The 26,627-nt window shown below is 70.7% G+C and carries 25 protein-coding genes and 2 pseudogenes; 13 read left to right on the top strand and 14 right to left on the bottom strand.

Annotation, left to right across the window (positions count from 1 at the left end; all coding sequences use genetic code 11):
* The first annotated feature begins 19 nt into the window (after window positions 1–19).
* The 3 genes from BKD26_RS22150 (at window position 20) to BKD26_RS22140 (ending at window position 2,580) form a co-directional block, all read left to right on the top strand.
* Window positions 20–223 carry a hypothetical protein gene (locus tag BKD26_RS22150; protein WP_084900909.1) on the top strand — a complete coding sequence of 68 codons (204 nt, stop codon included), beginning with the start codon at window positions 20–22 and terminating at the stop codon, window positions 221–223.
* Window positions 220–525: an ATP-binding protein gene (locus BKD26_RS22145; protein ID WP_347105223.1), complete on the top strand. Its 306-nt coding sequence runs from the start codon at window positions 220–222 to the stop codon at window positions 523–525. The genes BKD26_RS22150 and BKD26_RS22145 overlap by 4 nt, the downstream gene beginning before the upstream one ends.
* 228 nt (window positions 526–753) lie before the next feature.
* A complete protein-coding gene (locus BKD26_RS22140) occupies window positions 754–2,580 on the top strand; it encodes an acyl-CoA dehydrogenase (RefSeq protein WP_084900907.1) in 1,827 nt (608 codons plus the stop codon).
* A 161-nt stretch (window positions 2,581–2,741) separates the two neighbouring features.
* On the opposite strand, the gene BKD26_RS22135 is transcribed toward BKD26_RS22140, so the two are convergent.
* Window positions 2,742–3,179, bottom strand: a complete 438-nt coding sequence (locus BKD26_RS22135; RefSeq protein WP_241518785.1) for a DUF6083 domain-containing protein — start codon at window positions 3,177–3,179, stop codon at window positions 2,742–2,744.
* A 142-nt stretch (window positions 3,180–3,321) separates the two neighbouring features.
* Here BKD26_RS22135 and BKD26_RS22130 point away from each other — a divergent pair, with 142 nt between their 5' ends.
* The 3 genes from BKD26_RS22130 (at window position 3,322) to BKD26_RS22120 (ending at window position 5,338) form a co-directional block, all read left to right on the top strand.
* Window positions 3,322–4,614: a M18 family aminopeptidase gene (locus BKD26_RS22130; protein ID WP_084900902.1), complete on the top strand. Its 1,293-nt coding sequence runs from the start codon at window positions 3,322–3,324 to the stop codon at window positions 4,612–4,614.
* Window positions 4,615–4,681: 67 nt separating this feature from the next.
* Window positions 4,682–4,906 carry a DUF6458 family protein gene (locus BKD26_RS22125; RefSeq protein WP_073756639.1) on the top strand — a complete coding sequence of 75 codons (225 nt, stop codon included), beginning with the start codon at window positions 4,682–4,684 and terminating at the stop codon, window positions 4,904–4,906.
* A 60-nt stretch (window positions 4,907–4,966) separates the two neighbouring features.
* The gene (locus BKD26_RS22120) at window positions 4,967–5,338 is read left to right on the top strand and encodes a hypothetical protein (RefSeq protein WP_084900899.1); all 372 of its coding nucleotides are present in this window, start codon (window positions 4,967–4,969) and stop codon (window positions 5,336–5,338) included.
* Here the strand turns inward: BKD26_RS22120 and BKD26_RS22115 are convergent.
* The 5 genes and pseudogenes from BKD26_RS22115 to BKD26_RS22095 all read right to left on the bottom strand — a co-directional run bounded on the left by BKD26_RS22115 (window position 5,335) and on the right by BKD26_RS22095 (window position 10,550).
* The gene (locus tag BKD26_RS22115) at window positions 5,335–7,185 is read right to left on the bottom strand and encodes an NHL domain-containing thioredoxin family protein (protein WP_084900896.1); all 1,851 of its coding nucleotides are present in this window, start codon (window positions 7,183–7,185) and stop codon (window positions 5,335–5,337) included. The two genes, BKD26_RS22120 and BKD26_RS22115, sit on opposite strands and share 4 nt — an antisense overlap.
* A gap of 23 nt (window positions 7,186–7,208) precedes the next feature.
* Window positions 7,209–7,805, bottom strand: a pseudogene (locus BKD26_RS22110) (Scr1 family TA system antitoxin-like transcriptional regulator); the annotation flags it as partial.
* A gap of 12 nt (window positions 7,806–7,817) precedes the next feature.
* Window positions 7,818–8,335: pseudogene (locus BKD26_RS22105) on the bottom strand (DUF6879 family protein).
* Window positions 8,316–8,588 carry a hypothetical protein gene (locus tag BKD26_RS22100; RefSeq protein ID WP_084900890.1) on the bottom strand — a complete coding sequence of 91 codons (273 nt, stop codon included), beginning with the start codon at window positions 8,586–8,588 and terminating at the stop codon, window positions 8,316–8,318. Before BKD26_RS22100 ends, BKD26_RS22105 begins: the two are co-directional and overlap by 20 nt.
* Window positions 8,589–8,999: 411 nt before the next feature.
* Entirely contained in the window at window positions 9,000–10,550 is a 1,551-nt protein-coding gene (locus BKD26_RS22095; protein WP_084900888.1) for a recombinase family protein, read from the bottom strand.
* 251 nt (window positions 10,551–10,801) lie between these two features.
* On the opposite strand from BKD26_RS22095, the gene BKD26_RS22090 reads away from it, so the two are divergent.
* Window positions 10,802–11,290 carry an LURP-one-related family protein gene (locus BKD26_RS22090; protein WP_084900886.1) on the top strand — a complete coding sequence of 163 codons (489 nt, stop codon included), beginning with the start codon at window positions 10,802–10,804 and terminating at the stop codon, window positions 11,288–11,290.
* Window positions 11,291–11,466: 176 nt separating this feature from the next.
* Here the strand turns inward: BKD26_RS22090 and BKD26_RS22085 are convergent, their stop codons facing one another.
* Window positions 11,467–12,264, bottom strand: a complete 798-nt coding sequence (locus tag BKD26_RS22085) for a carbon-nitrogen family hydrolase (RefSeq protein ID WP_084900883.1) — start codon at window positions 12,262–12,264, stop codon at window positions 11,467–11,469.
* A 136-nt stretch (window positions 12,265–12,400) separates the two neighbouring features.
* Between BKD26_RS22085 and BKD26_RS22080 the strand changes: the two genes are divergently transcribed.
* Complete coding sequence (locus tag BKD26_RS22080; protein ID WP_084900880.1) at window positions 12,401–13,225, top strand: maleylpyruvate isomerase family mycothiol-dependent enzyme; 825 nt, start codon at window positions 12,401–12,403, stop codon at window positions 13,223–13,225.
* A 22-nt stretch (window positions 13,226–13,247) separates the two neighbouring features.
* Here the strand turns inward: BKD26_RS22080 and BKD26_RS22075 are convergent, their stop codons facing one another.
* Together BKD26_RS22075 and BKD26_RS22070 are read right to left on the bottom strand one after the other, a co-directional pair.
* Window positions 13,248–14,543 (bottom strand): MFS transporter, encoded by a 1,296-nt coding sequence (locus BKD26_RS22075; protein ID WP_084900877.1) that lies wholly within the window; start codon window positions 14,541–14,543, stop codon window positions 13,248–13,250.
* Window positions 14,540–15,181 (bottom strand): GntR family transcriptional regulator, encoded by a 642-nt coding sequence (locus tag BKD26_RS22070; RefSeq protein WP_179166642.1) that lies wholly within the window; start codon window positions 15,179–15,181, stop codon window positions 14,540–14,542. Before BKD26_RS22070 ends, BKD26_RS22075 begins: the two co-directional genes overlap by 4 nt.
* A 264-nt stretch (window positions 15,182–15,445) precedes the next feature.
* Between BKD26_RS22070 and BKD26_RS22065 the strand changes: the two genes are divergently transcribed.
* Window positions 15,446–16,372, top strand: coding sequence for a serine hydrolase (locus tag BKD26_RS22065; RefSeq protein WP_179166641.1), 927 nt, complete (start codon window positions 15,446–15,448; stop codon window positions 16,370–16,372).
* 72 nt (window positions 16,373–16,444) lie between these two features.
* Here the strand turns inward: BKD26_RS22065 and BKD26_RS22060 are convergent, their stop codons facing one another.
* The 3 genes from BKD26_RS22060 to pdhA are packed head-to-tail and all read right to left on the bottom strand — an operon-like array spanning window position 16,445 to window position 20,039.
* Window positions 16,445–17,875 carry a dihydrolipoamide acetyltransferase family protein gene (locus BKD26_RS22060; protein ID WP_084901208.1) on the bottom strand — a complete coding sequence of 477 codons (1,431 nt, stop codon included), beginning with the start codon at window positions 17,873–17,875 and terminating at the stop codon, window positions 16,445–16,447.
* 29 nt (window positions 17,876–17,904) lie between these two features.
* Complete coding sequence (locus BKD26_RS22055) at window positions 17,905–18,885, bottom strand: alpha-ketoacid dehydrogenase subunit beta (RefSeq protein ID WP_084900871.1); 981 nt, start codon at window positions 18,883–18,885, stop codon at window positions 17,905–17,907.
* A gap of 2 nt (window positions 18,886–18,887) precedes the next feature.
* On the bottom strand, window positions 18,888–20,039 hold the full coding sequence (pdhA, locus tag BKD26_RS22050) for a pyruvate dehydrogenase (acetyl-transferring) E1 component subunit alpha (protein WP_084900868.1): 1,152 nt from the start codon (window positions 20,037–20,039) through the stop codon (window positions 18,888–18,890).
* Between the two features lie 327 nt (window positions 20,040–20,366).
* On the opposite strand from pdhA, the gene BKD26_RS22045 reads away from it, so the two are divergent.
* The 3 genes from BKD26_RS22045 (at window position 20,367) to BKD26_RS22035 (ending at window position 22,594) form a co-directional block, all read left to right on the top strand.
* Entirely contained in the window at window positions 20,367–21,029 is a 663-nt protein-coding gene (locus tag BKD26_RS22045; RefSeq protein ID WP_084900866.1) for a response regulator transcription factor, read from the top strand.
* 104 nt (window positions 21,030–21,133) lie between these two features.
* Entirely contained in the window at window positions 21,134–21,565 is a 432-nt protein-coding gene (locus BKD26_RS22040; RefSeq protein WP_084900863.1) for a pyridoxamine 5'-phosphate oxidase family protein, read from the top strand.
* 15 nt (window positions 21,566–21,580) lie between these two features.
* Window positions 21,581–22,594: a phosphotransferase gene (locus BKD26_RS22035; RefSeq protein ID WP_084900860.1), complete on the top strand. Its 1,014-nt coding sequence runs from the start codon at window positions 21,581–21,583 to the stop codon at window positions 22,592–22,594.
* Between the two features lie 50 nt (window positions 22,595–22,644).
* On the opposite strand, the gene BKD26_RS22030 is transcribed toward BKD26_RS22035, so the two are convergent.
* Window positions 22,645–24,324: a protein kinase gene (locus BKD26_RS22030; protein ID WP_084900856.1), complete on the bottom strand. Its 1,680-nt coding sequence runs from the start codon at window positions 24,322–24,324 to the stop codon at window positions 22,645–22,647.
* Between the two features lie 314 nt (window positions 24,325–24,638).
* On the opposite strand from BKD26_RS22030, the gene BKD26_RS22025 reads away from it, so the two are divergent.
* Window positions 24,639–26,243 (top strand): protein kinase, encoded by a 1,605-nt coding sequence (locus BKD26_RS22025; RefSeq protein WP_084900853.1) that lies wholly within the window; start codon window positions 24,639–24,641, stop codon window positions 26,241–26,243.
* 116 nt (window positions 26,244–26,359) lie between these two features.
* On the opposite strand, the gene BKD26_RS40430 is transcribed toward BKD26_RS22025, so the two are convergent.
* Window positions 26,360–26,599 carry a hypothetical protein gene (locus tag BKD26_RS40430; protein WP_179166640.1) on the bottom strand — a complete coding sequence of 80 codons (240 nt, stop codon included), beginning with the start codon at window positions 26,597–26,599 and terminating at the stop codon, window positions 26,360–26,362.
* Between the last annotated feature and the right edge of the window lie 28 nt (window positions 26,600–26,627).

The raw sequence follows: 26,627 nt of genomic DNA, 5'->3' as shown, positions 1-26,627 counted from the left end.
CGCACACACAGGAGCGACCATGCCCAACCTCAACCCCGACCCCCACGACCTCGAAGCCCAGGCCACCCTCCAGGACCTCCGCACCGCCCTCGCCGCGCACGGGATCACGCTCCCCTCCCTCGGCCGCGACTTCGGCACCCCACCCCTGGTCATCCTCGGTAACTGCAACATCGCCACCGCCCGCGCCCTCACCGCCGCCCTCCGCGAGGCGGCCGACCGGTGAAGCCCCCGCAGCCCCCGCAGCCCACGCGGCCCCCGAAACAAGCGCCGCTCACCGTCACGCTGCTCGCCCTGCCGAGGGAGGTGTCCGTCCTCCGCCGCGTCCTCCGGGAGCACGTGGGGGCGCCGTGCGCCGACCTGCAGCTCTGCGTGAGCGAGCTGGTCGGGAATGTGATCGCCCATGTCGGCGAGGGGACGCCCGTCACCGTCCGGGTGGGCGGAACGGTCCAGGGGCGGACGCGGGTGGAGGTGACCGATCCGGATCATGGTGGCCGTCCCGTACCGAGGCGGGCGGGCGGGCGGTGAGGACGAGTCGGGGCGGGGGCCGGCGCTGCTGGAGGCCGTGGCGCTGCGGTGGGGTGTCGCGCGGGCAGCCGGCGGCGGCAAGACGGTGTGGTGCGAGTTGCCGGAGGCGTAACGCGTCACAGATCGGCCGAAAGGGTTGCTCTTATTACCGGCGGGTAGCATCATCGTAGCTACTTGCTGGTACGTGTACGAGGATTCCGCCTCCCCGAGCCTTACGGAGCCGTCGCCATGGGGCACTACAAGTCGAATCTCCGCGACATCGAGTTCAACCTCTTCGAGGTCCTCGGACGCGACAAGGTCTACGGCACCGGTCCGTTCGAGGAGATGGACGTCGAGACCGCGAAGAGCGTCCTCGACGAGCTGTGCCGTCTCGCCGAGAACGACTTCGCCGAGTCGTTCGCGGACGCCGACCGCAACCCGCCGGTCTTCGACCCGGAGACGAACACCGCGCCGATACCGGAGACGTTCAAGAAGTCCTACCAGGCCTTCATGGACTCCGAGTACTGGCGCCTCGGCCTGCCCGAGGAGATCGGCGGCACCACCTCGCCGCGCTCGCTGATCTGGGCGTACGCGGAGCTGATCCTGGGCTCGAACCCGGCGGTCTGGATGTACTCCTCCGGCCCGGCCTTCGCCGGCATCCTCTTCGAGGAGGGCAACGAGGCGCAGAAGAAGATCGCCGAGATCGCCGTCGAGAAGCAGTGGGGCTCGACGATGGTGCTGACCGAGCCCGACGCGGGCTCGGACGTCGGTGCCGGACGCACCAAGGCCGTGCAGCAGGAGGACGGCTCGTGGCACATCGAGGGCGTGAAGCGTTTCATCACGTCCGGTGAGCACGACATGTCGGAGAACATCCTCCACTACGTGCTGGCCCGCCCCGAGGGCCACGGCCCTGGCACCAAGGGCCTGTCGCTCTTCCTCGTGCCGAAGTTCCACTTCGACTGGGAGACCGGCGAGCTGGGCGAGCGCAACGGCGTGTACGCGACGAACGTCGAGCACAAGATGGGCCTGAAGGCCTCCAACACGTGCGAGATGACCTTCGGCGACAAGCACCCCGCCAAGGGCTGGCTGATCGGCGACAAGCACGACGGCATCCGCCAGATGTTCCGCATCATCGAGTTCGCTCGCATGATGGTCGGTACGAAGGCCATCGCCACCCTCTCCACGGGCTACCTGAACGCGCTGGAGTACGCCAAGGAGCGCGTGCAGGGCCCCGACCTGGCGAACTTCATGGACAAGACCGCGCCGAAGGTCACCATCACGCACCACCCGGACGTGCGCCGCTCGCTGATGACGCAGAAGGCGTACGCCGAAGGCATGCGCGCCCTGGTCATGTACACCGCCGCGATCCAGGACGAGATCCAGGTCAAGGAAGCGGCCGGCGAGGACGCCAAGGCGCTGATCGGCCTGAACGACCTGCTCCTCCCGATCGTCAAGGGCTACGGCTCCGAGCGGTCCTACGAGCAGCTCGCACAGTCGCTCCAGACCTTCGGTGGTTCCGGGTACCTGCAGGAGTACCCGATCGAGCAGTACATCCGTGACGCCAAGATCGACACCCTGTACGAGGGCACGACCGCGATCCAGGGCCAGGACTTCTTCTTCCGGAAGATCGTCCGCGACCAGGGCGCCGCGCTGAACGCCCTCTCCGAGGAGATCAAGAAGTTCCTGGCGGTCGGCACCGGCGGCGAGGAACTGGCCCCGGCGCGCGACGCGCTCGCCAAGGCGGCCGTGGACCTGGAGGGCATCGTCGGCACGATGCTGACGGACCTCACGGCGACCGGCGAGGACGTCAAGAACATCTACAAGGTCGGTCTGAACACCACCCGCCTCCTCATGGCCTCCGGTGACGTGGTCGTCGGCTACCTGCTGCTGCGCGGTGCCGCTGTCGCGGCCGAGAAGCTGGAGACGGCCTCGGCGAAGGACCGGGCGTTCTACCAGGGCAAGATCGCGGCCGCGAAGTTCTTCGCCGCGAACGTCCTGCCGGGCGTCTCCACCGAGCGCGCCATCGCCGAGGGCGTGGACAACTCCCTCATGGAGCTGGACGAGGCCGCGTTCTAGTCCCAGTTCGCGACCGGTCCATGGCGGCCCGCCTCCGAGGTTCCCGGGAGGCGGGCCGTCGCCGTTCACCCGGCCGTCGCCGTTCACCCGGCCGTCGCCGCGGTCACCGGGGTGGTCACCGGCCGCCGCCGGTGCCGGCCGCCCCGCCGCCCCGCCGTCGCTCAGCGCCCCGCGCACACCGAGAAGTGGCTCACCCGGCAGGTGTCCGACGGCGCCGCCCCGCGCAGGTGGACCGCCGTGCCGTCGCCCGCCACGTACCACCGTTCGCCGCGCGGGACGCCCGCGGTGGGGCGCTCGCCCGGTTCGATGGCGACCCAGCGGCCGTGCACCGTGCGGTGCCACCGGGCCTCGGCGCCGCACAGGCGGCAGGTCATGAGCGAGCCGGTTCGCGGCGGGCGCGGCGCGGGTATCGAGGCGCGCAGCGTCGCGGTGGTCACGGGCAGGATGTCCCCGAGGCGCACGGGGTCCCGGTCCGGGGTGCCCGTCGCGGCAGTGGTGCACGCCGCGCAGAGCGGCATCCCGAGGGGGGCGCTCCACGCGGCCCCGGGTGTTTCGCATGCGGCACAGACGGGCGAGGCGGGCGAGACGGGCGTGGTCATCGTGGTCACCAGTGCACCTCCGGTCGCGACCGGCGAGTCAGCGGAGTGCTGTCCCGCTACGTCCTCCGATAGTCGCAGCCGCCACTGACAATGGGTCTTTCACAACGGTTCCGCTCAACTGACCCGCCCGTAAAGTGAGGGCATGAGCAGCTCACCCCCCGGCTTCGACCGCGGCCACACCGACGACCTCATGACCTTCCTGGCGGAGTCCCCGACGCCGTACCACGCCGTGGTGAACGCCGGGGAACGGCTGGAGAAGGCCGGTTTCCGGCAGCTCGACGAGACCGCCGCGTGGGACGGTACGAGCGGCGGCAAGTTCGTCGTCCGCGGCGGCGCGATCATCGCCTGGTACGTGCCGGAGGGCGCCGCCCCGCACACCCCGTTCCGGATCGTCGGCGCCCACACCGACTCGCCGAACCTCCGGGTCAAGCCTCAGCCCGACATGGGCGCGCACGGCTGGCGGCAGGTCGCCGTCGAGACGTACGGCGGGACCCTGCTCAACACCTGGCTGGACCGCGACCTGGGCCTGTCCGGCCGGCTGACGTTGCGCGACGGCAGCCACCGGCTGGTGAACGTCGACCGGCCGCTGCTGCGCGTACCGCAGCTGGCGATCCACCTGGACCGGCAGGTCAACGAGGGCCTCAAGCTGGACCGCCAGCGGCACATGCAGCCGATCTGGGGCCTGGGCGACGACGTCCACGAGGGCGACCTGGTCCGGTTCGTGGCCGAGGAGGCGGAGGTGGCCGCCGGGGACGTGGCGGGCTGGGACCTGATGGTCCACGCCATCGAGGCGCCCGCCTACCTGGGCCGGGACCGGGACCTGCTGGCCGGTCCGCGCATGGACAACCTGCTGTCGGTGCACGCCGGCGTGGCCGCCCTCGCCGCCGTATCGGCCGCCGGGGACCTGGAGTTCATCCCCGTACTGGCCGCCTTCGACCACGAGGAGAACGGCTCCGAGTCCGACACCGGCGCCCAGGGGCCGCTCCTCGGCGGTGTGCTGGAGCGGTCCGTCTTCGCGCGCGGCGGCGGTTACGAGGACCGGGCGCGCGCCTTCGCGGGAACGGTGTGCCTGTCGTCGGACACCGGTCACGCCGTGCACCCCAACTACGCCGAGCGCCACGACCCGACGCACCGCCCGCGCGCCAACGGCGGACCCATCCTGAAGGTGAACGTCAACCAGCGGTACGCGACGGACGGCAGCGGCCGGGCCGTCTTCGCGGCGGCGTGCGAGAAGGCGGGCGTGCCGTGGCAGACGTTCGTGTCGAACAACGACATGCCGTGCGGCACGACGATCGGCCCGATCACCGCCGCCCGCCACGGCATCCGGACCGTGGACATCGGCGTGGCGATCCTGTCCATGCACAGCGCCCGTGAACTGTGCGGCGCCGACGACCCGTACCTGCTGGCCAACGCCCTCGTCGCGTTCCTGAAGTAGCCCGCCCCGCGTAGGTGTTGCGGGGCGGGGTACCCGCAACACCTACGCAGACGAGGAGGCGGGAATCATGGGCCTGGGTGGCTGCATCATTCTCATAGCGGTCGGGGCGATCCTCACCTTCGCGACCGACTGGGAAGCACAGGGCGTCAATCTGGACCTGGTGGGGCTGATCCTCATGGCGGTCGGCATCATCGGTGTCGCGACGTTCACGAGTATCGCCAGGCGCCGTAGGGCGGTCGTGCCGCCGGTGGCACCGACGGTGGTCGACCCGACGGACGAACGGCGCTACTGAGCCGTTTTTGATCGAAACATCGAAACATCCGCGAAAGGCCGTGCCTGACACCGTGTCGGCATGGTTCTGCTGGGACAACAGACGGCTCTCGTACGTCATCGGGGGCCGAAGCGGTGGGTGTTCTGGAGCGCCGTCGGGGCCGCCGTGGCACTGGTGGTGACCGTCGGCGGCCACACGATCGGCGCTTACGGCGAACGGCCCCCGTGGGGTACGGACATCGCCTATGAGGCGGGTTTCCTCCAGGGCAACCGCACCCGCCACTACGACGTGACCGGCGAGCGGGTGCGGGACCTGCTGGAGGGCGGCTGCGCCCGTATGGAGGCCGAGGGGCTGGGCGGCCGGAAGGCCACCCACAACCCTGCGGTGTGGGTGGCCGGTTGCCTGGACGGGGCGGCGGGAAGGCCACCCCGGCACCAGGGCCTGGCGTACTAGGCCGGTTCGTCCAGCCCCGCGAGGATCAGCGGGAGCCGGGTCACGCCCGCATCGGTGACCTTCACCGGGACGCCCCAGTCCTGCTGGTGGACGTGGCAGGCGGGGTACTCGTTGGCCGGGTCGTCGTCGCAGGACGCGGCCATGGCGGAGACGTGCAGGACGCCCTCCGTGACGGCCGGGTTCAGGGCCAGCTCCCGGGACAGGTCGGTCCCGGCGCCCTCGCCGGACGCGAGGAGCTCGGGCGGCGTGGACGACACCAGGAGCCGGGTTGAGGGCCCGTACCTCTCGTCCAGCTTCTGGCCGGCCGGTGCGCGGAAGACGACGTCCAGCTTCAGCGTGCCGGGCGCGATCTCGGTCGCCTCGCGCTGGGTACGGTGCGCCACGGCGTCCACCTGGACGGCCTCCTCGGGCAGCCGCAGCCGGGTCAGCCGGTGGCGGGCCGACTCGACGACCACGATGTCGTCGCCGACGAGCACCGCGTCGCTCGGCTCGCGCAGGTCGGTGGCGAGGGTGGTGACCTCACTGGTGACCGGGTCGTAGCGGCGCAGGGCGTGGTTGTACGTGTCCGAGACGGCGACCGACCCGTCGGGCAGGGCGGTGACGCCCAGCGGGTGCTGGAGCAGCGCCTGGCCGGCCTCGCCGTCGCGGTGGCCGAAGTCGAACAGGCCGGTGCCGACGGCGGTGTGGACGGCGCCCTCGGGGTCGACCCAGCGCAGGGCGCTGGTCTCGGAGTCGGCGACCCAGAGGCGTTCGTCGGTGGCGGCGAGCCCGGACGGCTGGGCGAACCAGGCCTCGTCGACGGGCCCGTCGAGGAGCCCCTCGTTCGCCGTGCCCGCCGACACGCGCACCGTCCCCTGCTCGGGGTCGTACGCCCACAGCTGGTGGACGCCCGCCATGGCGATCCACACCTCGCCGCGCCACCAGGCGACGTCCCACGGCGACGACAGGGCTACCTCGCGGGCGGGCCCGGCGGTGGCGGAGCCCCGCCACCACTGCGCGCCGGTTCCGGCGAGCGTGCCGACCTCACCGGTGCCGAGGTCCAGCACCCGCAGCGCGTGGTTGACCGTGTCGGCGACCACGACCCGACCGTCGGGCAGCGTGCACAGCCCCTGCGGCTCGTTGAACCGCGCCTCGTCGCCCTTCCCGTCGGTGAACCCGCGCTCGCCGGTGCCGTACCGGCGTACGACGCTCTCGCCGTCCGCCGCCAGCTCCACCACCTGGTGGCGGGTGGTGTCCGTCACCAGGAGGTTGCCGCTGTCGAGCAGGAGCGCCTTGCCGGGGAACCGGAGGTGCGTGGCGACGGGCTCGGGCGGTACGTAGGGCCCGTCACCGCGCCGCAGGGTGCCCTTGGCCTCGTGCTCGGCCTCCAGCTCCTCGACGAGCGTCTCGATGGCCTTGGCGTGCCCCTCGCCGGCGTGCTGGGCGACGACGTACCCCTCGGGGTCGATGACGACGAGCGTGGGCCAGGCCCGCACGGCGTACTGCTTCCAGGTGGCGAGCTCGGGGTCGTCGAGGACGGGGTGGTGGACCTCGTACCGCTCGACGGCGTCGACGACGGCCTGGTGCTCGGCCTCGTGCACGAACTTCGGCGAGTGGACGCCGACCATGACGACGGTGTCCCGGTGCTTCTCCTCCAGCTCGCGCAGCTCGTCGAGGACGTGGAGGCAGTTGACGCAGCAGAAGGTCCAGAAATCAACAACAACGCACTTACCTCGCAGGTCGGCGAGGGTCAGCTCTTTGCCTCCGGTGTTCAGCCAGCCGCCCTTGCCGATCAGCTCGGGGGCACGGACACGGGCACGGCGGCGGGGCGCGGGCGCGGGGGTGGGCGCCGGGGCGGCATCGTTCATGGTTCAAGCTTGCCATCCGCCCGAGAACGCAGATGGAGGAGCTGTTCCTCCTGCACGTCCGGCCCACCGATCCCGTTCCGCAAGACGGATTCCTCAACCAGCAGCGCGAACCGCCGGTCACCCTCGTAGAGCACGCGTTGGCGCTCCATGCGCACAGCTACGGCGTCGGCTACGTCGTCGACCTCCACACGCCTTCGCCGCACGGCGCGCAAGACGGCTTCGGTGTAGCCGTAGGTCTGAATCAGGCCCGGGATGAACCACGAGGAGTAGGCGCGGAACCGGCGGGTGCGCTCGAAGAGCGGGAGTCGGGCTTCCTGGGCTTGCTTGAGGCCGGCGCGCTCCATGCGCCGCCAGCCGATCCACATGTCTTCAACGGTCCGCAGGGAGGCGATCAGATCGTCTGTCTGCCCCTCGGCAGCGCACGCCCGGCACCACGCCCGGATGTCGTCAGCAGACGGGGGCGTACGGGCATTCATGATCCGGGACGACTTCGACGGGTGCCAGCCACACAGGCGGGCGATCTCGCGCCCGGTCAGCCCGGCATCCCGGCAGAGCTCAGCGAGTCGATTCGCCAGAGCCTGCCGGGCTTGCTGGGCGCTCGAAGACGGAGAGACAGCCATGGTCGTGACCGGTCAGCGCGGCTTGTACTCCTCGTGCGGAACGGCCCGTTGCCACACGGCTTCGAAGGCTGCGACGCACAGGCCGACTCGCGCGGGGTCGTCGGTGTACTCCCGCCCGTCCTCGTCCAACTGCCCGTCCCCCGTGAAATGGTGGAAGAGGCTTGCACGCCGTCGAAGACCCAGAAGTCCGTACCTGGCAAGGCGAGATCCGTCGTCTGCCGCCGGGGCAGCCACCGGACCAGTTCACCCGCCGCGAGGTTCGTGAACGTGCAGTCGTACTCGTAGCGCACGTAGTCGCTGATCGGCTCGGACACGATCCGGGCCCGGCGGACCACCACTCCGCGCGCCGTAGCAGCGCTCACCGCGTCGTGCCAGCCACCCCACCACGACGGCCGGTCGGCGGGGTCAAGGCGCTTTCCCTGCTGCCACGCGATGAACTCCGGATCGTCGCGCATGTAGCTGTCTCGCAGCTCAAGATGCACCGCCGAGTGCCGGGCCTGGACCAGTGCGTTACGCGCGGGTGGCTGCACTTCCTGCCTCTCCGTTGTCGTCCGGGCGCGGGATGAACTTCAGCATCACCGCCGGAAGCCTGATGATGGTCTCGTGGTCCGGCACATCCGTGGAGTGTCCGGGGATCGAGCCCACCTCCTGACACGCCTTCACCTCTTCCTCAGTCGCCTTGTACGACTGAATCAGCAGGTCACCGGTCTCTTCATCAAGCCAGATCGTCGGGGACTCGTCGGTCGGCGTGTTCGGGACGATGCCGAGAAACCTGAGTGTCACGATCGCTCCCGGTGTCGAGGCGGTTGCATCAGCGTGCACGAGCCTCACCCCCGCGGCCAACCGGCGCAAAAGGGCCGTCAGGCAGGGACATTGAGGGTGTTCAACGCGCTTTGAGGTATGTCGGCAGGCACATTCTCACCCTCTGTGGGGTGGATTCATTGAGGTCAGAGCGGTACGGCTGCCCAAAAAACGAAGCTGCACCCAGGACGTGCCTTCGGAGCTGGGGCCGGGGCCGCCAGGAGGGATTCGCCTGAACCTTGCACGTCTCAGGTGACGAAGTGACGGAATGACGATTACTTCTGATCCACCCATGGAAACAAAAACACTTCTATTAAGAGGTAACCGAACGAGAGCGTCATTCCGTCACTTCGTCACGCCTGTCCGCTGCCAGCCGGAACGCTTGCCGGGTGCTCAGGTGGCGGTGTCCGTGCCCGCCAGCTTCGCCCAATGGATCTGGATGCGTTGCTCGGGGATGATCCTCTGGCCGCGCACTCCCTTGCTCACCTCAACCCGGTCTATGGCGAGCGACAATCGACCGCGCCGGTCTTCGTTGGTCGCATCAGCCCACGCCTCACGCAGGGTGAGGCCGTCGAGCATCGGTGACACGTCCACGGACGGCATGGGGAGCTTGCGGAGATCGGTGCGAAGCCCCTCGATGCGCCCCCTCAGCCGCTCTGAAAGCCGGTTGTAGCGTTCCACGGCTGCGGCACCACTGAACTCGCCACGCACATAGCGAGCGTCTTCCAGGTCGGCCAAGCGGGCTTCCTCATCCTGGATCTCGGCAGTAAGCGCATCACGTTTCGCGAAGGTCTCCGGATCCACGCGGTGCACCCAGCGATCCGCGATTGCGACAAGCAGCGGATCATCCGGTTCGAGCGCCGGTAGCTTGGTGAGGAACTGTTCCGTCACGTGCTGGTCAACCGCCTCAGCCAGCGCTGACGCTCCGGTGCACTGGTTGCCCGCGCGGCGAGCCATGCACTGATAGCTGCCGCCCACACGGTGCATCCGGCGACCGCAGCCAGGAACCGCGCAGTAGACGAGTCCTGTGAGCAGCGCCGTCCCCTCGGGCTTCGGCCGCCGCTTTCCTGCGTGCACGAACGTTCTGGATTCCAGGGTGCGGATGATCTGTTCACGCTCTCCGACCGTGATGATCCCCTCGCCGATCTCGACAGTGTCCAGCGTCTCGGGATCGCGGTACGGGAAGACCCTGCCCGTGTACTTCCGCTCACCGTCATCCGTCTCGACGGTCTCGGTCTCCGGCATCAGGCCGGCGAACGCAGGGGAACGCAGGAGCTGCATGATGCTGGCCGCGTTCCACTGCCCGCCCCTGGGCGAGAGGATCTCGTACTCGTTGAGGAGTCGGGCGATCTTGACCAACGATGTCCCGGCAAGCGCTTCATCCGCGATCAGGCGGGCGTAGACAGCGTGCTCCGGGTCGTGAACGAGCTTCTTGGTCTTCGGGTCGATGAGCAGCCCGTACGGAGGCTGTCCGCCGATCCACTGCCCCTTGCTGCGGAGGTAGCGCTTCGCGTGCCCGACACGCGTGCCGAGATTCTTCGACTCGGACCGGGCGAGCTCAGCGAGCATCGCGACGACCATGCGCGCCGAGTCGTTCGAGGTGTCGAGGCCGTCCACGACTGAGACGAGACGGCCGCCGGCCTTCTCGACGTCGTCCAGCACCTTGCCCACCTGGCCGATGCCCTTGCGGGAGAGGCGGTCCAGTTTCCAGACGATCAGCGTGCCGACGACGCCCGCCGTGACGGCCGCCAGCGCGGCGTCGAAGCCTTTGCGCTCAACGGTCTTGTAACCGGAGCGCCCTCTGTCTATGTGGACCTTGCGGACGGTCAGTCCGTTGCGTTCGGCCCAGGCACGGCAGTCGGCTTCCTGCCGTTCGATTGCGGTCTTGCCGTCCCGGTCGAGGGACAGGCGAAGGTAGAGATCACAGATCGTGTCTTGGTGCACACACTTCCTGTGGCGAAGAGTTCGGTGCTCTGTTGTCTATTTGCAGAAGTCGAGAACGACGATGTGCCCTCGGAGGCCGGCGAGGGTGAGCTGCTCGCCCCCCGTGTTGAGCCAGCCCCCTTGCCGATCAGCTCGGGGGCACGGACACGGGGACGGGCGGACCGGGGCGCGGAAGCGGCATCGTTCATGATTCAAGGGTGCCATCCGGGTACGGGGGTCCTGAGGTACCCCGCCCGGGGTACCCATCCCCCATGAGATACCTGGTACGCGACAAGATCTTCGCCATCGGCGACGACTACTGGATCGAGGACGAGGACGGCCGGCAGGCGTTCCTCGTCGACGGGAAGGCGCTGCGGCTGCGCGACACGCTTGAGCTGAAGGATCCGGCGGGGCGGGTGCTGGTGACGTTGCGGGGCAAGGTACTGAGCCTGCGCGGGGCGATGACCGTCGAGCGGGACGGGGAGACCCTCGCCACGGTGCGGCGCAAGCGGCTGTCACTGCTGCGCAACCACTACCACGTGTCCTTGGCCGAGGGGCCCGGACTGGACGTGAGCGGCCGGATCCTGGACCGGGAGTTCGGCGTCGAGCGGGACGGGGAGGTGCTGGCGCGCATCTCGCGCAAGTGGCTGCGGGTGCGCGACACGTACACCGTCGATGTCGTACGGGAGGACACGGGCGTGGACGCGGCGCTGCTGATCTCGGTGGCGGTGTGCGTGGTCCGGATGGCGGAGAAGGACTGACCGGCCGGTACGCCCTGTCCCGCCCGGCACCGTCGGCCGGGTGCCCCGCCCGGGCATCCCGCGCCGGGCACCGGGCCGGGCGCCGTCCGGCTGGGCGCCCGGCCGGGAAGGGCCGTGCTCGAGCGCCGGGCGGGTGAGCCCTGGGCGGGGGCCCGGACGCGCGCCCGGCCGGGAGGTCAGAGGCGGGGCGGCGGGGTGCCGAGGACGCGGTCCTTGAGGGCGGGGAATTGGGTGCGGGTGGTGGTGACCTTCGCCGGGTCGAGGTCCACCGTGAGGGTCTCCTCCGCCTCGCCCGCCTCCGCGAGGACCTCGCCCCAGGGGTCGACGACGAGGCTGTGGCCGGCCTGGGGGACGCCCGCGTGGGTGCCGGCGGTGGAGCAGGCGAGGACGTAGGCCTGGTTCTCGACCGCGCGGGCGCGGGCCAGCAGGGTCCAGTGGTCGCGGCGGCGGGCGGGCCAGCCGGCCGGGATGGCGAAGGCGAGGGCGCCGGCGTCGACCAGGCCGCGGAAGAGTTCCGGGAAGCGGAGGTCGTAGCAGGTGGCGACGCCCAGGGGGAGGCCGGGCAGCGGGACGGTGACCAGCTCGTCGCCGGCCGCCATCATCGTGGCCTCGCCCTTGTCGAAGCCGAAGCGGTGGATCTTGCGGTACGAGGCGACGAGGTCGCCGGACGGGGAGAAGACCAGGGCGGTGTTGTACAGGGCGCCGTCGGGGGCGCGTTCCACGATGGAGCCGGCGTGCAGCCAGACACCCGCTTCGGCGGCGGCCTTCGCCATCGCCTCGTGCGTCGGGCCGGTCAGCGGCTCGGCCTCCGCCTCGAACGACTCGTACGCGAAGGCTCCCACCGGCCACAGCTCGGGGAGGATCACCAGGTCCGCCACCCCACGCTGTCCGGCCACCAGGGAAGTGACACGAGCACGACGGGAATTGGGGGATTCGTCCGGGTCTACTGCGATCTGGATCAGCGAGGCGCGCACACTACCACCGTCCTGGCATTCGAGCCGTCAACACGGGCCTACGATCGTCACACGAAAGCACTGCCGGGGTGCCTGATCGCAGCGTAACTTAGCTGCCACAGCACCCAGCCCGCGTACGAACCGCCCGAGGGGTCCCGTGACCGTCCATCCCAGCCTCCAGCCCTACGCCGACGCCTGGACCCACTCCATCGAAGCGATATCCGAGCTGGTGCAGCCACTCGTCGAAGGCGAGTGGAATCGAGCCACGCCCTGCCCCGGCTGGTCGGTGCGCGACATCGTGTCGCACATCATCGGCATGGAGTGCGAGATGCTCGGCGACCCGCGCCCCATCCACTCGCTGCCGCGCGACCTCTACCACGTACGCAGTGACTTCGCGCGCTACATGGAGATGCAGGTCGATGTGCGCCGGCACCACACCGGGCCGGAGATGACCGCCGAGCTGGAGTACACCCTCATCCGCCGCGCCCGCCAGCTGCGCAACGAGAACCGCTCCCCCGACACCCTGATCCGCGCGCCGCTGGGCGCCGAGCAGTCCCTCGAACTGGCCTACCGGATGCGGGCCTTCGACGTCTGGTGCCACGAGCAGGACCTGCGCACCGCGCTGGGCAAGCCGGGCAACCTCGACTCCCCCGGCGCGTACGTCGCGCGCGACAACTTCCTGACCGTCCTGCCGAAGGTGGTCGCCAAGGACGCGGGCGCCCCGCCGAACAGCGCGGTCGTCTTCGACGTCCACGGCCCGGTGGAGTTCCTGCGGACGGTACGGGTCGACGCCGCCGGCCGCGGCTCCGTCGACGGCGCGCCCTCGCTCGGCCCCGCCGTGACGATCGCGATGGACTGGGAGACGTACGTACGCCTCGCCTGCGGGCGGGTGCGGTCGGCGGCCGTCGCCGACCGGGTCAAGGTCGAGGGTGACACGGAGCTGGCGGACGCGATCCTCCGCAACTTCGCGGTGACGCCGTAGCGTCAGCGGTCACTTCGTGGCGTCACACGGGTACGTGCACGGCCTCCACCCGGCTCGCCACCAGCCGGTCCCGTTCCCGCCGGGCCGTGCGCGCCCTCAGGCGCAGGATCTGCGCGACTCCCAGGGCCTGCAGCAGGAAGACGGACGAGAAGGCGATCCGGTAGTCGTCGCCGGTGGCGTCCAGCAGCACGCCGACGGCGAGCAGAGTGGTGATGGAGGCGGTGAAGCCGCCCATGTTGACGATGCCGGACGCCGTGCCCTGCCGCTCCGGCGGGTTCGCCGGCCGGGCGAAGTCGAAGCCGATCATCGAGGCGGGCCCGCAGGCGCCGAGGACCACGCACAGGGTGGCCAGCAGCCACATCGGGGCGTGCTCGCCCGGGTGGGCGAGGGTGGCCGCCCACACGACGGCGGTGGCCGCGACCGTACCGAGCGCGAGCGGCACCCGGGCCCCGTGGTGCCGGGCGATGATCTGGCCGTAGGTCATGCCGAAGACCATGTTGGAGAGCACCGTCAGGGTCAGCATGTCGCCGGCCGCTCCCCGGGACAGGCCCTGGTCCTCGACGAGGAAGGGCAGCCCCCACAGCAGCAGGAACACCATCGCCGGGAACTGGGTGGTGAAGTGCACCCACATGCCGAGCCGGGTACCGGGCTCGCGCCAGGACTGGGCGATCTGGCGGCGGACGTACGCCACGCCCGCGTGGGGCGCGGGCTCCGGCTCGTACCCCTCGGGGTGGTCCTTCAGGAACAGCACCAGCAGCACGAGGACGACCACGCCGGCCAGCGAGCTGCCCGCGAACGTCGCCGTCCAGCCGAGCCCGTCCAGGGTCCGCGCGATCACGATCGTCGAGACGAGGTTCCCGACGACTCCGAAGAGCCCCGCGACCTGCGCGATCAGTGGCCCGCGCCGGGCCGGGAACCAGCGGGTGCCGAGCCGCAGCACGGAGATGAACGTCATCGCGTCGCCGCAGCCGAGCAGCGCGCGGGAGGCCAGCGCCATGCCGTACGAGGGGGAGAGCGCGAAGCCGAGCTGGCCGAGCGTGAACAGCACCACACCCAGGGTGAGGACCTTCTTGGTGCCGAGCCGGTCGACCATCAGGCCGACGGGTATCTGCATGCCGGCGTAGACCAGCAGCTGGAGTATGGAGAAGGTGGACAGGGCGGAGGCGTTGACGCCGAAGCGGTCGGCGGCGTCGAGGCCGGCGACGCCCAGGGACGTACGGAAGATGACGGCGACGAGGTAGACGCAGACGCCGACGCCCCAGACGAGGGCGGCGCGGCGGCCGCCGGGGGGATCGGACGGGAGGGCGACGTGGCTCACCGGTCCTCACCCCTGACCAGGACCTTGACGCGGCTGACGTGGCGGTGCACGCACCGGGCGGCGCCCTCGGCGTCGCCGGCGCGGAGGGCGTCGAGGATCTCGGCGTGCTCGGCGATGTTCTTGGCGACGCGGTCGGGGTGAGCCTCCATCACGGCGACGCCCATGCGCAGTTGCCGGTCCCGCATCTGGTCGTAGAGGCGGGAGAGGATCTCGTTGCCGGCGTGGCGGACGATCTCGGCGTGGAAGGTCCGGTCGGTGACGGCGACGGCGGCCAGGTCGCCCTCCTCGGCGTGCCGCCGCTGCTCGTCCAGCAGCTCTTCCAGCCGCTGCAGCAGTGGCGCCGGGGCGGGGATCGCCTTGCGTACGGCGAACTCCTCGACGAGGAGCCGGGTTTCGACGACGTCGGCGATCTCCTGCGCGGAGACGGCGAGGACCAGGGCGCCCTTCTTGGGGTAGAGCTTCAGCAGCCCTTCCATCTCCAGCTTGAGCAGCGCTTCGCGTACGGGCGTACGGGACACCCCGACGGCCTCGGCGAGCTCCCCTTCGGTGAGGAGCGTCCCGCCCTGGTAACGGCGGTCGAGGACGGCTTGCTTGACATGGGTGTAGACACGGTCGGCTGCGGGAGGGGCGGAAGGCATGCACACAGCATAGATACAAGAGGGGTGCATCATGGGCCGCCTGCGGGGATGTAGGACGGAACTCACAGGCCCCAGGGGCCCCCTGTGTCCCACGTCACGTGGCCCGTGTCACACGTACCGCTCATCCTCCGGAATCCCGGATTCCCGTACATCCCTTGGGCCGGTTCGGAGGTCTTCTCATGGGCACTGGTTTTCCAGCCCGTCAGGTTGAGGCGTTTTCGACGCACTTGAGACTCGAACTCGGAGCGTTTTCTTTTGATATCGATGAACACGGCCGTGCGCCGCACCGCCACGGTTGTCCTCACGGGTGGTCTCCTGCTGACCGCCTCCCCGCTCGCCGCACCGGCCGCGGCGGCCACGCCGATCCCCTCCATCAGCGCCAAGGGCGGCTTCATGGTGGACCAGGCGACCGGCAAGGCCATCTACGGCAAGGCGAACACCACGCGCCGACAGATGGCCAGCACGACGAAGGTCACGACCGCGATCGTGGTCCTCACCACATCGGGCGTGGACCTCAACCGCAAGGTGACCATCAAGCAGGAGTACCGCGACTACGTCACCCGCAACGGCGCCAGCACCGCCGACCTGCGCACCGGTGACAAGCTGACCGTCCGCCAGCTGCTGTCAGCGATGATGCTGCCGTCCGGCAGCGACGCCGCGTACGCCCTGGCCGACACCTTCGGCACCGGCACCACCACCGCCGCCCGCACCAAGTCGTTCGTCGGCAAGATGAACGCCAAGGCGAAGCAGCTCGGGCTGACGAACACGGTCTACGACTCGTTCGACGGCATCTCGACGACCGGGAACAACTACACGACCCCGCCCGAGCTGGCGAAGATGGCCCGCCACGCCTTCAGCAGCGCCGTCTTCCGCGAGATCGTCAAGGCGACGTCGTACAAGGCCCCGGCGACCACCAGCACCGGCGCGACGCGCACGTACACCTGGTACAACACCAACAAGCTGCTCGGCTCCTACAGCGGCGCCGTCGGCGTCAAGACCGGCACCGGTACGGCCGCCGGCCCGTGCCTGGTCTTCGCGGCCACCCGCGGCACCCAGACGTACGTGGGCGTCGTCCTGAACGCCCCCGACCGCTTCAACGACGCGGCCAAGCTGCTGGACTTCGGCTTCGGCTCCACGACGGCCAGGACCATGGAGCTGCGCTCCCTCCCGGCGGGTGCCCAGCGCGACTGACCGGCACGCACACGGTGAAGGGCCCGGACGCGCCGTCGCGTCCGGGCCCTTCCGCATCATCGTGGGACGGGCTCAGGCCCAGGTGATCAGCCGCTTGGGCTGCTCCAGGATCGCGGCGACGTCCGCGAGGACCTTGGAGCCCAGCTCCCCGTCGACCAGCCGGTGGTCGAACGACAGGGCCAGCGTGGTCACCTGACGCGGCTTCACCTTGCCCTTGTGGACCCACGGCTGGAGCTTGATCGCCCCGACCGCGAGGATCGCGGACTCGCCCGGGTTGAGGATCGGCGTACCGGTGTCCACGCCGAAGACGCCCACGTTGGTGATGGTCACCGTGCCGCCCTGCATGGCCGCCGGGGTCGTCTTCCCCTCGCGGGCCGTGGACACCAGCTCACCGAGGGCGGCGGCCAGTTCGGGCAGCGTCTTGTCGTGCGCGTCCTTGATGTTCGGCACGATCAGGCCGCGCGGCGTGGCGGCCGCGATGCCCAGGTTGACGTAGTGCTTGAGCACGATCTCCTGGGCGGCCTCGTCCCAGGAGGCGTTGATCTCCGGGTTGCGCCTGATCGCGACGAGCAGCGCCTTCGCGATGAGCAGGAGCGGGTTCACCCGGAGCCCGGCCATGTCCTTGTCGGACTTGAGCTCCTCGACGAGCTTCATCGTGCGCGTGACGTCGACCGTGACGAACTCGGTGACGTGCGGCGCGGTGAAGGCGGACCCGATCATCGCCTGGGCGGTGGCCTTGCGTACGCCCTTGATGGGGATGCGGGTCTCGCGCAGCCCGGTCGCCGCGGGTTCCGGTGCCGGTGCCTCCGGCCGGGGGGCGTGCGGCGCCTGCGGCGGTACGGGTACGGCGGCGGGCGCGGCGACCGAGGCGGCGGCCAGGGACACCGCCGCGTGCACGTCCTCGCGGGTGATGATCCCGTCCGGTCCGGTCGGCGTCACGGTCGCCAGGTCGACCCCGAGGTCCTTGGCCAGCTTCCGCACGGGCGGCTTGGCGAGGGGCCGGGAGCCGGGAGCTCCCGCCGGGGCGGCGGGGGCCGGGGCAGGGGCCGCCGGGGCCGGTGCCGCGTGGCCGTTCAGTTCGCCCTGGACGGCGCCCTGGGCGGTCCGGGCGGCGGCCGCCTGCTCCGGCGACGGCGCCGTGGTGCCCTTGCGCGGGCGGCGCTTCGTGGACGACTCGGCGACGCCGTAGCCGACCAGGACCGGCTGGCGGCCCGTCGGCTCGGCGGCCTCGGCGGCCGGCTCGGCGGCCGGGGCCGCAGGGCTCTCCGGGGCGGCGGCGCCCGCCGCGACGTCGACCGTGATGATCACCTGTCCGACGTCGACCGTCGTCCCCTCCGGGAAGCGCAGCTCGTGCACGACCCCGTCGTACGGGATCGGCAGCTCCACCGCCGCCTTCGCCGTCTCCACCTCGCAGACGACCTGACCGTCCGTGACGGTGTCACCGGGCTGGACGTACCACTTGAGGATCTCGGCCTCGGTGAGCCCCTCGCCGACGTCCGGCATCTTGAAATCGCGGATCACAGCGGCTCTCCTCAGTACGCGAGCGAGCGGTCGACGGCGTCGAGCACCCGGTCCAGGCTCGGCAGGTATTCCTCTTCCAGCCGGGCCGGCGGATACGGCGCGTGGTAGCCGCCCACCCTCAGGACCGGTGCCTCCAGGTGGTAGAAGCACCGCTCGGTGATGCGTGCGGCGATTTCGGCGCCGGAGCCGTAGAAGACCGGCGCCTCGTGGACGACGACCAGCCGGCGGGTCTTCTCGACCGACGTCTGGATGGCGTCGAAGTCGATGGGGGACATCGACCGCAGGTCGACGACCTCCACGGACCGGCCCTCTTCGGCGGCGACCGAGGCCACCTCCAGGCAGAGCTTCACCATGGGGCCGTACGCCACGAGGGTCAGGTCCGAGCCCTCCCGCACGGTGCGGGCCTTGTGCAGCTCGCCCGGGATGGCCTCGGTGTCGACCTCGCCCTTGTCCCAGTAGCGCCGCTTCGGCTCGAAGAAGATCACCGGGTCGTCGCTCTGGATGGCCTGCTGGAGCATCCAGTACGCGTCCGACGAGTTCGACGGCGAGACCACCTTGAGGCCCGCGACGTGCGCGAACAGCGCCTCGGGCGACTCGCTGTGGTGCTCGACGGCGCCGATGCCGCCGCCGTACGGAATGCGGATGACGACCGGCAGCTTGATCGTGCCGAGCGCGCGGGCGTGCATCTTGGCGAGCTGCGTGACGATCTGGTCGTACGCGGGGAAGACGAACCCGTCGAACTGGATCTCCACGACCGGCCGGTAGCCGCGCAGAGCCAGCCCGATCGCCGTGCCGACGATGCCCGACTCGGCGAGCGGGGTGTCGATGACCCGGTCCTCGCCGAAGTCCTTCTGCAGCCCGTCGGTCACGCGGAACACGCCGCCGAGCTTTCCGACGTCCTCGCCCATGACGAGGACCTTGGGGTCGGTCTCCAGGGCCGTGCGCAGCGACTCGTTGAGCGCCTTCGCGAGCGGGAGCTTCTGTACAGCCATGGTTACTTGACCTCCCCGTCCGCGAAGGATGCCTGGTACGCCGCGAACCGCGCGCGTTCCTCGTCGACGAGCGCGTGCCCGTCGGCGTACACATGGTCGAACATCGCCATGTGGTCGGGGTCGGGCATGGCTCGAACGGCCTCACGGACGCGCTTGCCGAGCGTCTCCGACTCCGTCTCCAGCTCCTCGAAGTACGCCGCGTCCGTGAGCCCCTGCTTCTCCAGGTACATACGCAGCCGCAGGATCGGGTCCTTGGCCTCCCACGCCGCCCGCTCGTCGTCGAGCCGGTAGCGGGTGGGGTCGTCGGAGGTGGTGTGGGCGCCCATGCGGTAGGTGAAGGCTTCGACGAGCGTCGGGCCGTCGCCGCGGCGGGCGCGCTCCAGGGCGGAGCGGGTCACGGCCAGGCAGGCGAGGACGTCGTTGCCGTCGACGCGGACGCCGGGGAAGCCGAAGCCCTGCGCGCGCTGGTACAGCGGGACGCGGGTCTGCTTCTCGGTCGGCTCGCTGATGGCCCACTGGTTGTTCTGGCAGAAGAAGACGACCGGGGCGTTGTAGACCGCGGAGAAGGTGAACGATTCGGCGACGTCGCCCTGACTGGAGGCGCCGTCCCCGAAGTACGCGATGACCGCGCTGTCCGACCCGTCCTTGGCGATGCCCATGGCGTAGCCGGTGGCGTGCAGGGTCTGTGCACCGATGACGATCGTGTACAGGTGGAAATTGTTGCTCGCCGGGTCCCAGCCACCGTGGTTCACGCCACGGAACATTCCGAGCAGATTGGTCGGATCGACCCCCCGGCACCAGGCGACTCCGTGTTCGCGGTAGGTCGGGAAGATGTAGTCGTCGTCGCGCAGGGCGCGGCCGGAGCCGATCTGGGCGGCCTCCTGGCCGAGGAGCGAGGCCCACAGGCCCAGCTCGCCCTGTCGCTGGAGGGAGGTCGCCTCCGCATCGAACCGGCGGGTCAGCACCATGTCGCGGTACAGGCCGCGCAGCTCCTCGGGGCTGAGGTCGATGTCGTACTCCGGGTGCTGGACGCGCTCACCCTCGGGCGTCAGCAGCTGTACGAGCTGGGGCTCGTTCGCGTGAGCGCTCGCGCTCGCGCTGGTGCGCTTACTGCTGCGTCGCGGCTTGCGCGCGGCAGTGCCTTCCACGGTCACGTGCGTGCTCCTCCGTCTGTCCGGCCCCCGGGGTCTGCCGGGTAGGCCAGTGCGGCTCGCCTGTCTCCGTACGTGTGCACGGGGTGGGTGCCCTCGGCCGGGAACAGGCGTGACAGGTGCCCCGGCGAGCCCCCTGTCATAGGCACGTTACCCAGTGCACCGCATTACTGCGAAACCCCCTTTGACCTGCGTTTTTGCTTGGATTTCCAAGTAAATCGCAAAGGGGTGGACAAATGACTGGTCACAGCCTTGTGAGCCGCCGGAACAGGGGGCACGTTATCCCGCGCACCCCGGGCACGGGAAGAGTGAGTATGTGAGACTGATTCCGTGCGCGAAGACGGAAAAATCACGGTATTTCTGCTGGACGACCACGAAGTCGTCCGGCGCGGGGTCCACGAAATGCTCTCCGTCGAGGAGGACATCGAGGTCGTCGGGGAGGCCGGCACGGCGGCGGACGCCCTGGTCAGGATCCCGGCGACCCGTCCGGACGTCGCCGTCCTCGACGTACGCCTCCCCGATGGCAGCGGGGTCGAGGTGTGCCGGGAGGTCCGGGCCCGGGACGAATCCATCAAGTGCCTGATGCTCACCTCCTTCGCGGACGACGAGGCCCTCTTCGACGCGATCATGGCCGGTGCGTCCGGGTACGTCCTGAAGGCGATCCGCGGCAACGAGCTGCTGACGGCGGTACGGGACGTGGCGGCCGGCAAGTCGCTGCTGGATCCGGTGGCCACCGCGCGGGTGCTGGAGCGACTGCGGGACGGCAACGGGCCGAAGGGCGACGACCGGCTGGCGGCGCTGACCGAACAGGAGCGCAAGATCCTCGACCTGATCGGCGAGGGGCTGACGAACCGTGCGATCGGCGAGCGGCTGCACCTGGCCGAGAAGACGATCAAGAACTACGTGTCCAGCCTGCTGTCGAAGCTGGGCATGGAGCGGCGCTCGCAGGCGGCGGCGTACGTGGCCCGGATGCAGGCCGAGCGGCAGCACTGACGCAGTCGCCAAGCACTGACGTACGCCTACACGGGACTTAGGTCCCGGCGCGGGGGGCCGGGCGGCCTCTTTCAGGGGTGGGGGGCGTCGCCGAGAGTGGAGGCATGCCCTCCACCGATGCGATCGAGGCGCCCGACGCCTTCGAACTGCTCGGCCGGGTCCGCTACGGCCGGGTCGCGACGAGCATGCGGGCGATGCCGTTCATGGCGCCCGCCCGGCACGTCCTGGCCGACGGCCGCGTCGTCCTGCTGCTGCACCGCGGCCTGGGCTGCCACCGGACCTGTGACGGCGGCGTCGTGACGTACGGCGCGGACAACTTCGGCTCCGGCGCGGACCTGTTGTGGTCCGTGCAGCTGACGGGCACCGCGCACGTCGTCGACCGGCCGACCGAGAGCGAGCTGGCGCTGCTGGGGCCGGTGCCGCACCGGATGGACGGCGAGCCGTTCGACCCGGCGTACCTGCGGATCGAACCGCGGTTCGCCACCGTCCACTCACTGGACTGTTCCGCCGAGCGACATTCTCACCACGCTCCGTGATCTAACATTTGGTGAGTGCCGCGCTCATCTGCAACCGCCGCCCCACCCGTGAGTGCGCTCCTGCGCCGCTACGACAACCCGGGCGAGCCCCTCTCCTGCGTACCGGTCACCCAGGGCCTGCTCAACCGCGGTTACCGCCTGGCCACCACCCACGGCGCCTACTTCCTGAAACAGCACCTGGACGCGCCCACCGCCGACCGCGACACCATCGTCCGCCAGCACCGCGCCACCCAGCGGCTGCACAACCTCGGCGTACCCGTCGCCCCGCCGCTGCCCGACGCGGAGGGCGACACCGTCGCGGAGATCGGCGGGCGCTGCTACGCCCTGCACCCGTGGATCGAGGGGCGCCACCGGGCCGGCGCGCAGCTGACGACGGTCGGCTCCCGCCGCCTCGGCGCGCTGCTCGGGCTCGTGCACACCTGCCTGGAGCAGGTCATGGAGCCCCACAGCGGCCACCAGTACCGCAGCGCCGACCCGGAGGAGACGTTCCGGGTCATCGACCGACTGCTGGCCCTGGCCCGCGCCCGCCGCCCACGGGACGCGTTCGACGAGCTCGCCGAGCACCGGCTGCTGGAGCGGCGGCGGCTGCTGGCCGAGCACGCGCACCGGCGCCCGCTGGCCGCCGACGCGGGCGGCTGGGTGCACGGGGACTTCCACCCGCTGAACCTGCTCTACCGGGGCGCGGAGCCCGCCGCGATCATCGACTGGGACCGGCTGGGCGTGCAGCCACGGGCGGAGGAGGCGGTACGGGCCGCGGCGATCTTCTTCGTCCAGCCGGCCGGTGGCCTGGAGCTGGCGAAGGTACGCGCGTACGCGCGCGCGTACCGGCGGGCGGCGGGGGCGGACCCGGCCGAGCTGGCGGCGGCGGTGCACCGGGTGTGGTGGGAGCGGCTGAACGACTTCTGGATACTGCGCTGGCGCTACCAGCTGCACGACGGCAGGGCCGACCCGCAGTTTCCTGCGGCGTCGGCCCTGGCGGTGTGGTGGACGCGGGAGTACGAGGCGGTGTGCGACGCCTTCGCGGGGTGAGCGGTCCCGGGGCCCTGGTCGGGCAGGCCGGACGCCCCTGCCCGTGCGGGTCAGACGCCGCTGCCGGCGGCGGCGCCGCCCTGGTCGGTGCTGCCTGTGGTGCCACCGTCGGTCGTCCCGCCGTCGGTGGTGCCACCGTCGGTCGTCCCGCCGTCGGTGGTCCCGCCCTGGTCGGTGCCACCGTCGGTCGTCCCGCCCTGGTCGGTGCCACCGTCGGTCGTCCCGCCCTGGTCGGTGCCACCGTCCGTGGTCCCGCCCTGATCGGTGCCGTCCGTCGTCCCACCCTGGTCGGTGCCCTCGGTGGTGCCGGGGGTCGACGGCGCGCCGGTCGGGGGCGTCGGGTTGTCGGTCTGGGGATGCGACGGCGTGTCGGGCGTCTGGTTGTTCCAGTTGCCGCCGTTGCTGCCGCCGCCGCCCGTCGAACCGCCCGGGTCCTGTGTCTGGTCGTCCGTCTCCTTGTCGGAGGGCGAGGGGCTGGTGGTGTCACCGGGCTTGGACGGCGCGGTGGTGGCGGGCGGCTTCTTGTTCTTCTCGTCCGGCGTCGTCCTGGTCTGGTCGAGCGCGTACGCCACACCCGCCAGGATCGCGATCAGCGCGAGCGCCGCGAACAGCCACATCTTGCCGCGGCCACCGCGCCTGCCGCCCTGCCCGCCGTCGTACGCGTACGCGCCGTCGTCCGGGTTCGACGGCGGCAGCATCGGGCCCTGCGAGGTGTCGCCGTGCATCGGGTGGCCCATCGCGGTGGTCGCCGCGACGCCGCCGGCCGGCGTGCGGCCGCCCTCGTGCATGTCGACGGGGCCGGTGTTCCAGGTGCCGGTGTGGCTGCCCTGCTGCTGGAGCATCTGGAGCCCGTACTGGACCAGCCCGCGCATCTCCTCGGCGCTCTGGAACCGGTCGTCCGGGTCCTTGGCGAGGGCGCGCATGGCCAGGCCGTCCAGCTCCGGCGGGGCGACGTCGGAGACCTCGGACGGCGGCACCGGGGTGTCCTGGACGTGCTGGTAGACCACCGACAACGGTGTCTCGCCGGTGAACGGCGGCCGCAGCGCGAGCAGCTCGTACAGCAGGCAGCCCGTGGCGTACAGGTCCGAGCGGTGGTCGACGGCCTTGCCGAGGGCCTGCTCGGGGGAAAGGTACTGGGGGGTGCCCATGACCATGCCGGTCTGGGTCATGGTCGACTGCGCGCCGTGCAGGGCGCGCGCGATGCCGAAGTCCATCACCTTGACGGCGCCGCTGTGCGTGATGATCACGTTCGCGGGCTTGATGTCCCGGTGCACGATGCCGTGCTGGTGCGAGTAGGCGAGGGCCTCGAGCACACCGGAGACGATGATCAGCGCCTGCTCGGGCGGCGGCGCCTCGGCGTTGATCAGCAGGTCACGGATGGTGCGGCCCTCGACCAGCTCCATCACGATGTACGGGACGGACTGGCCGCCCACGACGTCCTCGCCGGAGTCGTACACGGCCACGATGGCGTGGTGGTTCAGCCCGGCGACCGACTGCGCCTCGCGGGTGAAGCGGGCCTTGGAGACCGGGTCCTCGGCGAGGTCCGCGCGCAGCAGCTTCACGGCGACGGTGCGGCCCAGCCGTACGTCCTCCGCCGCGAACACCTCGGCCATGCCGCCGCGGCCGAGACGATGGGTCAGCCGGTAGCGGCCGTCTCCGACGAGTCCGTCGGCGCCCCACTCGGCGGCTTCCGGCACTCCGCCGCCGCCTGCCTCGGATTCGGATGCCATCAGTCCTCGCCGTCGTTTCTGTCCGCTTGCTGTGCGCGTGCGGTGTGCCGCCGTGTCTTAAGGGGTACTACGCCACGTCACGCTACAGCCTTCGCGCGCCGCGCCGGTTCGAGATGGACCGGCCATCCAACCGGTTCCCCGTACACCTGTGCAAATTCCATGCCCGGCGTGTAACGCTTCCGAGACGCTTGCTGTGCGTACGGTCACGGAACGGGCACCCGGCTTGACGTGTCCCGGCCCTGGGGCAGACTGGGGCCGTAAAACCGGATCACCGCATCACCGCGGCCACGGGCGCGCGCACGGGGGAGCAAGACATGAGCCAGGACGGCGCACAGGGCCGCTATGCGGGCGGCTCGGTGGCGGGCGGCCGGTACCAGCTTCGCGACCTGCTCGGCGAAGGCGGTATGGCGTCCGTCTATCTGGCGTACGACAGTGCGCTGGACCGGCAGGTCGCCATCAAGACGCTCCACACCGAGCTGGGGCGGGAGCAGTCGTTCCGCGAGCGCTTCCGCCGCGAGGCGCAGGCCGTCGCCAAGCTCCAGCACACCAACATCGTGTCGGTCTTCGACACCGGCGAGGACGACCTCGGCGGCTCGCTGATGCCGTACATCGTCATGGAGTACGTGGAGGGCCAGCCCCTCGGCTCGGTGCTCCAGGCGGACATCCAGCAGTTCGGCGCCATGCCGGCCGACAAGGCGCTGAAGGTGACCGCCGACGTGCTGGCCGCGCTGGAGACCAGCCACGAGATGGGCCTGGTCCACCGCGACATCAAGCCGGGCAACGTGATGATGACCAAGCGCGGTGTGGTCAAGGTCATGGACTTCGGCATCGCGCGCGCCATGCAGTCGGGCGTCACGTCGATGACGCAGACCGGCATGGTCGTCGGCACGCCGCAGTACCTGTCGCCCGAGCAGGCGCTGGGGCGGGGCGTGGACGCGCGTTCCGACCTGTACTCGGTCGGCATCATGCTGTTCCAGCTGCTGACGGGGCGCATCCCGTTCGACGCGGACTCGCCGCTGGCCATCGCGTACGCCCATGTGCAGGAGGAGCCGGTCGCGCCGTCCTCCATCAACCGGTCGATCACGCCGGCGATGGACGCGCTGGTGGCGCGTGCGCTGAAGAAGAACCCGAACGAGCGCTTCCCGAGCGCGGCCGCCATGCGGGACGAGTGCCTGCGGCTGCTGTCGGCGGGGCAGGGCCAGACGGGCGCGCCGGTGATCGTGCAGGGCGCGCCGCACGCGAGCAGCGGCGCGGGGGTCGGTTCGGCGGTGTTCCCGCCGGTCGACCACACCACCCCGGCGCCGGGGCCGCACAGCGTCCAGACGCCGTACCAGCCGTACGGGACGCCTGCTCCGACGCCCGCGCCTTCGTACGGCTACCCGCAGCAGACCCCGGCTCCGGCGTACCAGACGCCCGCTCCGCCTCCGTACACCATCTCCCCGCAGACCGCGGCTCCGGCGCCGTCGAGCGGTGGGGGCAAGAGCAACATGCCGGTCGTCGTGGGCGCGATCGTGGTCGCCCTGCTCGCGATCGGCGGCCTCGTCGCGGCGATCTCCCTGAGCGGCGGCGACGACGAGGACCCGGCCCCGGAGGCGAGCGGCGGCGCGAGCGCGTCGGCCGAGGCGGGCCACAAGCCGCCGGAGCGGCACCGGACGATCGAGACCACCAAGTGCACGGACGCCTCGGAGGACAGCGACGACCCGGCGAAGGTGCAGGCGCCGAGCTTCACCTACAAGGACGTCATCTCGGTCAAGAGCTGCCTCCAGGCGGCGGGCTGGAAGTACACGATCAAGGAAGAGGACAACCCGCAGTACGTCGAGGACCAGGTGATCTCCCAGTTCCCCACGGAGGGGACGGCCGTGGTGCCCGGCAACCAGACGTTCGAGCTGACCGTCGCGACGGGTGACCCGGGCGAGTAACCCCTGTGGGTGGCTGTGGGACCGCCCGGGATGCCGGAGCGCGTCCGCCGTGTGACGCTGAGTGCGTTGTGGGGCCGTGGACAGTGACGGCTCCTGGCGGTTCGCACGGGAGGGGGTCACCCGGTGGCTCCAAGACTCGACTCACGGTGTGCGACGGCGGTCGCGGTTCTGGTGCTGACCGTGTCCGCAGGTTCGGTCTCTTCGGCGTACGCGGAGGAGACGGCGCCCGCCGCCGACTCGGGCGTGGGGATCGTCCGGCCGAGTGACGACGCCTCCGGCGCACCCGCCACCGCTTCTCCTTCCGCGTCGCCCTCGGCCTCCGGTACGGGCTCCGGTACGGGCTCCGGGGTCGGCACCGGGCCCGGTTCCGTCCTCGGGCCGACG

It is taken from the genome of Streptomyces sp. CB03238 (genome assembly GCF_002099185.1).
Taxonomy (GTDB): Bacteria; Actinomycetota; Actinomycetes; order Streptomycetales; family Streptomycetaceae; genus Streptomyces.
Note: the sequence above shows the minus strand (reverse complement) of the source record. Positions and strands in the feature narration are given on the sequence as shown.

Excerpts from the sequence above, each read along its gene's own strand:
- BKD26_RS22150 (WP_084900909.1), top strand. The coding sequence starts at position 20 with ATGCCCAACCTCAACCCCGACCCCCACGACCTCGAAGCCCAGGCCACC.
- BKD26_RS22140 (WP_084900907.1), top strand. The coding sequence starts at position 754 with ATGGGGCACTACAAGTCGAATCTCCGCGACATCGAGTTCAACCTCTTC.
- BKD26_RS22135 (WP_241518785.1), bottom strand. The coding sequence starts at position 3,179 with ATGACCACGCCCGTCTCGCCCGCCTCGCCCGTCTGTGCCGCATGCGAA.
- BKD26_RS22130 (WP_084900902.1), top strand. The coding sequence starts at position 3,322 with ATGAGCAGCTCACCCCCCGGCTTCGACCGCGGCCACACCGACGACCTC.
- BKD26_RS22125 (WP_073756639.1), top strand. The coding sequence starts at position 4,682 with ATGGGCCTGGGTGGCTGCATCATTCTCATAGCGGTCGGGGCGATCCTC.
- BKD26_RS22120 (WP_084900899.1), top strand. The coding sequence starts at position 4,967 with ATGGTTCTGCTGGGACAACAGACGGCTCTCGTACGTCATCGGGGGCCG.
- BKD26_RS22115 (WP_084900896.1), bottom strand. The coding sequence starts at position 7,185 with ATGAACGATGCCGCCCCGGCGCCCACCCCCGCGCCCGCGCCCCGCCGC.
- BKD26_RS22090 (WP_084900886.1), top strand. The coding sequence starts at position 10,802 with ATGAGATACCTGGTACGCGACAAGATCTTCGCCATCGGCGACGACTAC.
- BKD26_RS22070 (WP_179166642.1), bottom strand. The coding sequence starts at position 15,181 with ATGCCTTCCGCCCCTCCCGCAGCCGACCGTGTCTACACCCATGTCAAG.
- BKD26_RS22065 (WP_179166641.1), top strand. The coding sequence starts at position 15,446 with ATGAACACGGCCGTGCGCCGCACCGCCACGGTTGTCCTCACGGGTGGT.
- BKD26_RS22060 (WP_084901208.1), bottom strand. The coding sequence starts at position 17,875 with ATGCCGGACGTCGGCGAGGGGCTCACCGAGGCCGAGATCCTCAAGTGG.
- BKD26_RS22055 (WP_084900871.1), bottom strand. The coding sequence starts at position 18,885 with ATGGCTGTACAGAAGCTCCCGCTCGCGAAGGCGCTCAACGAGTCGCTG.
- BKD26_RS22040 (WP_084900863.1), top strand. The coding sequence starts at position 21,134 with ATGCCCTCCACCGATGCGATCGAGGCGCCCGACGCCTTCGAACTGCTC.
- BKD26_RS22030 (WP_084900856.1), bottom strand. The coding sequence starts at position 24,324 with ATGGCATCCGAATCCGAGGCAGGCGGCGGCGGAGTGCCGGAAGCCGCC.
- BKD26_RS22025 (WP_084900853.1), top strand. The coding sequence starts at position 24,639 with ATGAGCCAGGACGGCGCACAGGGCCGCTATGCGGGCGGCTCGGTGGCG.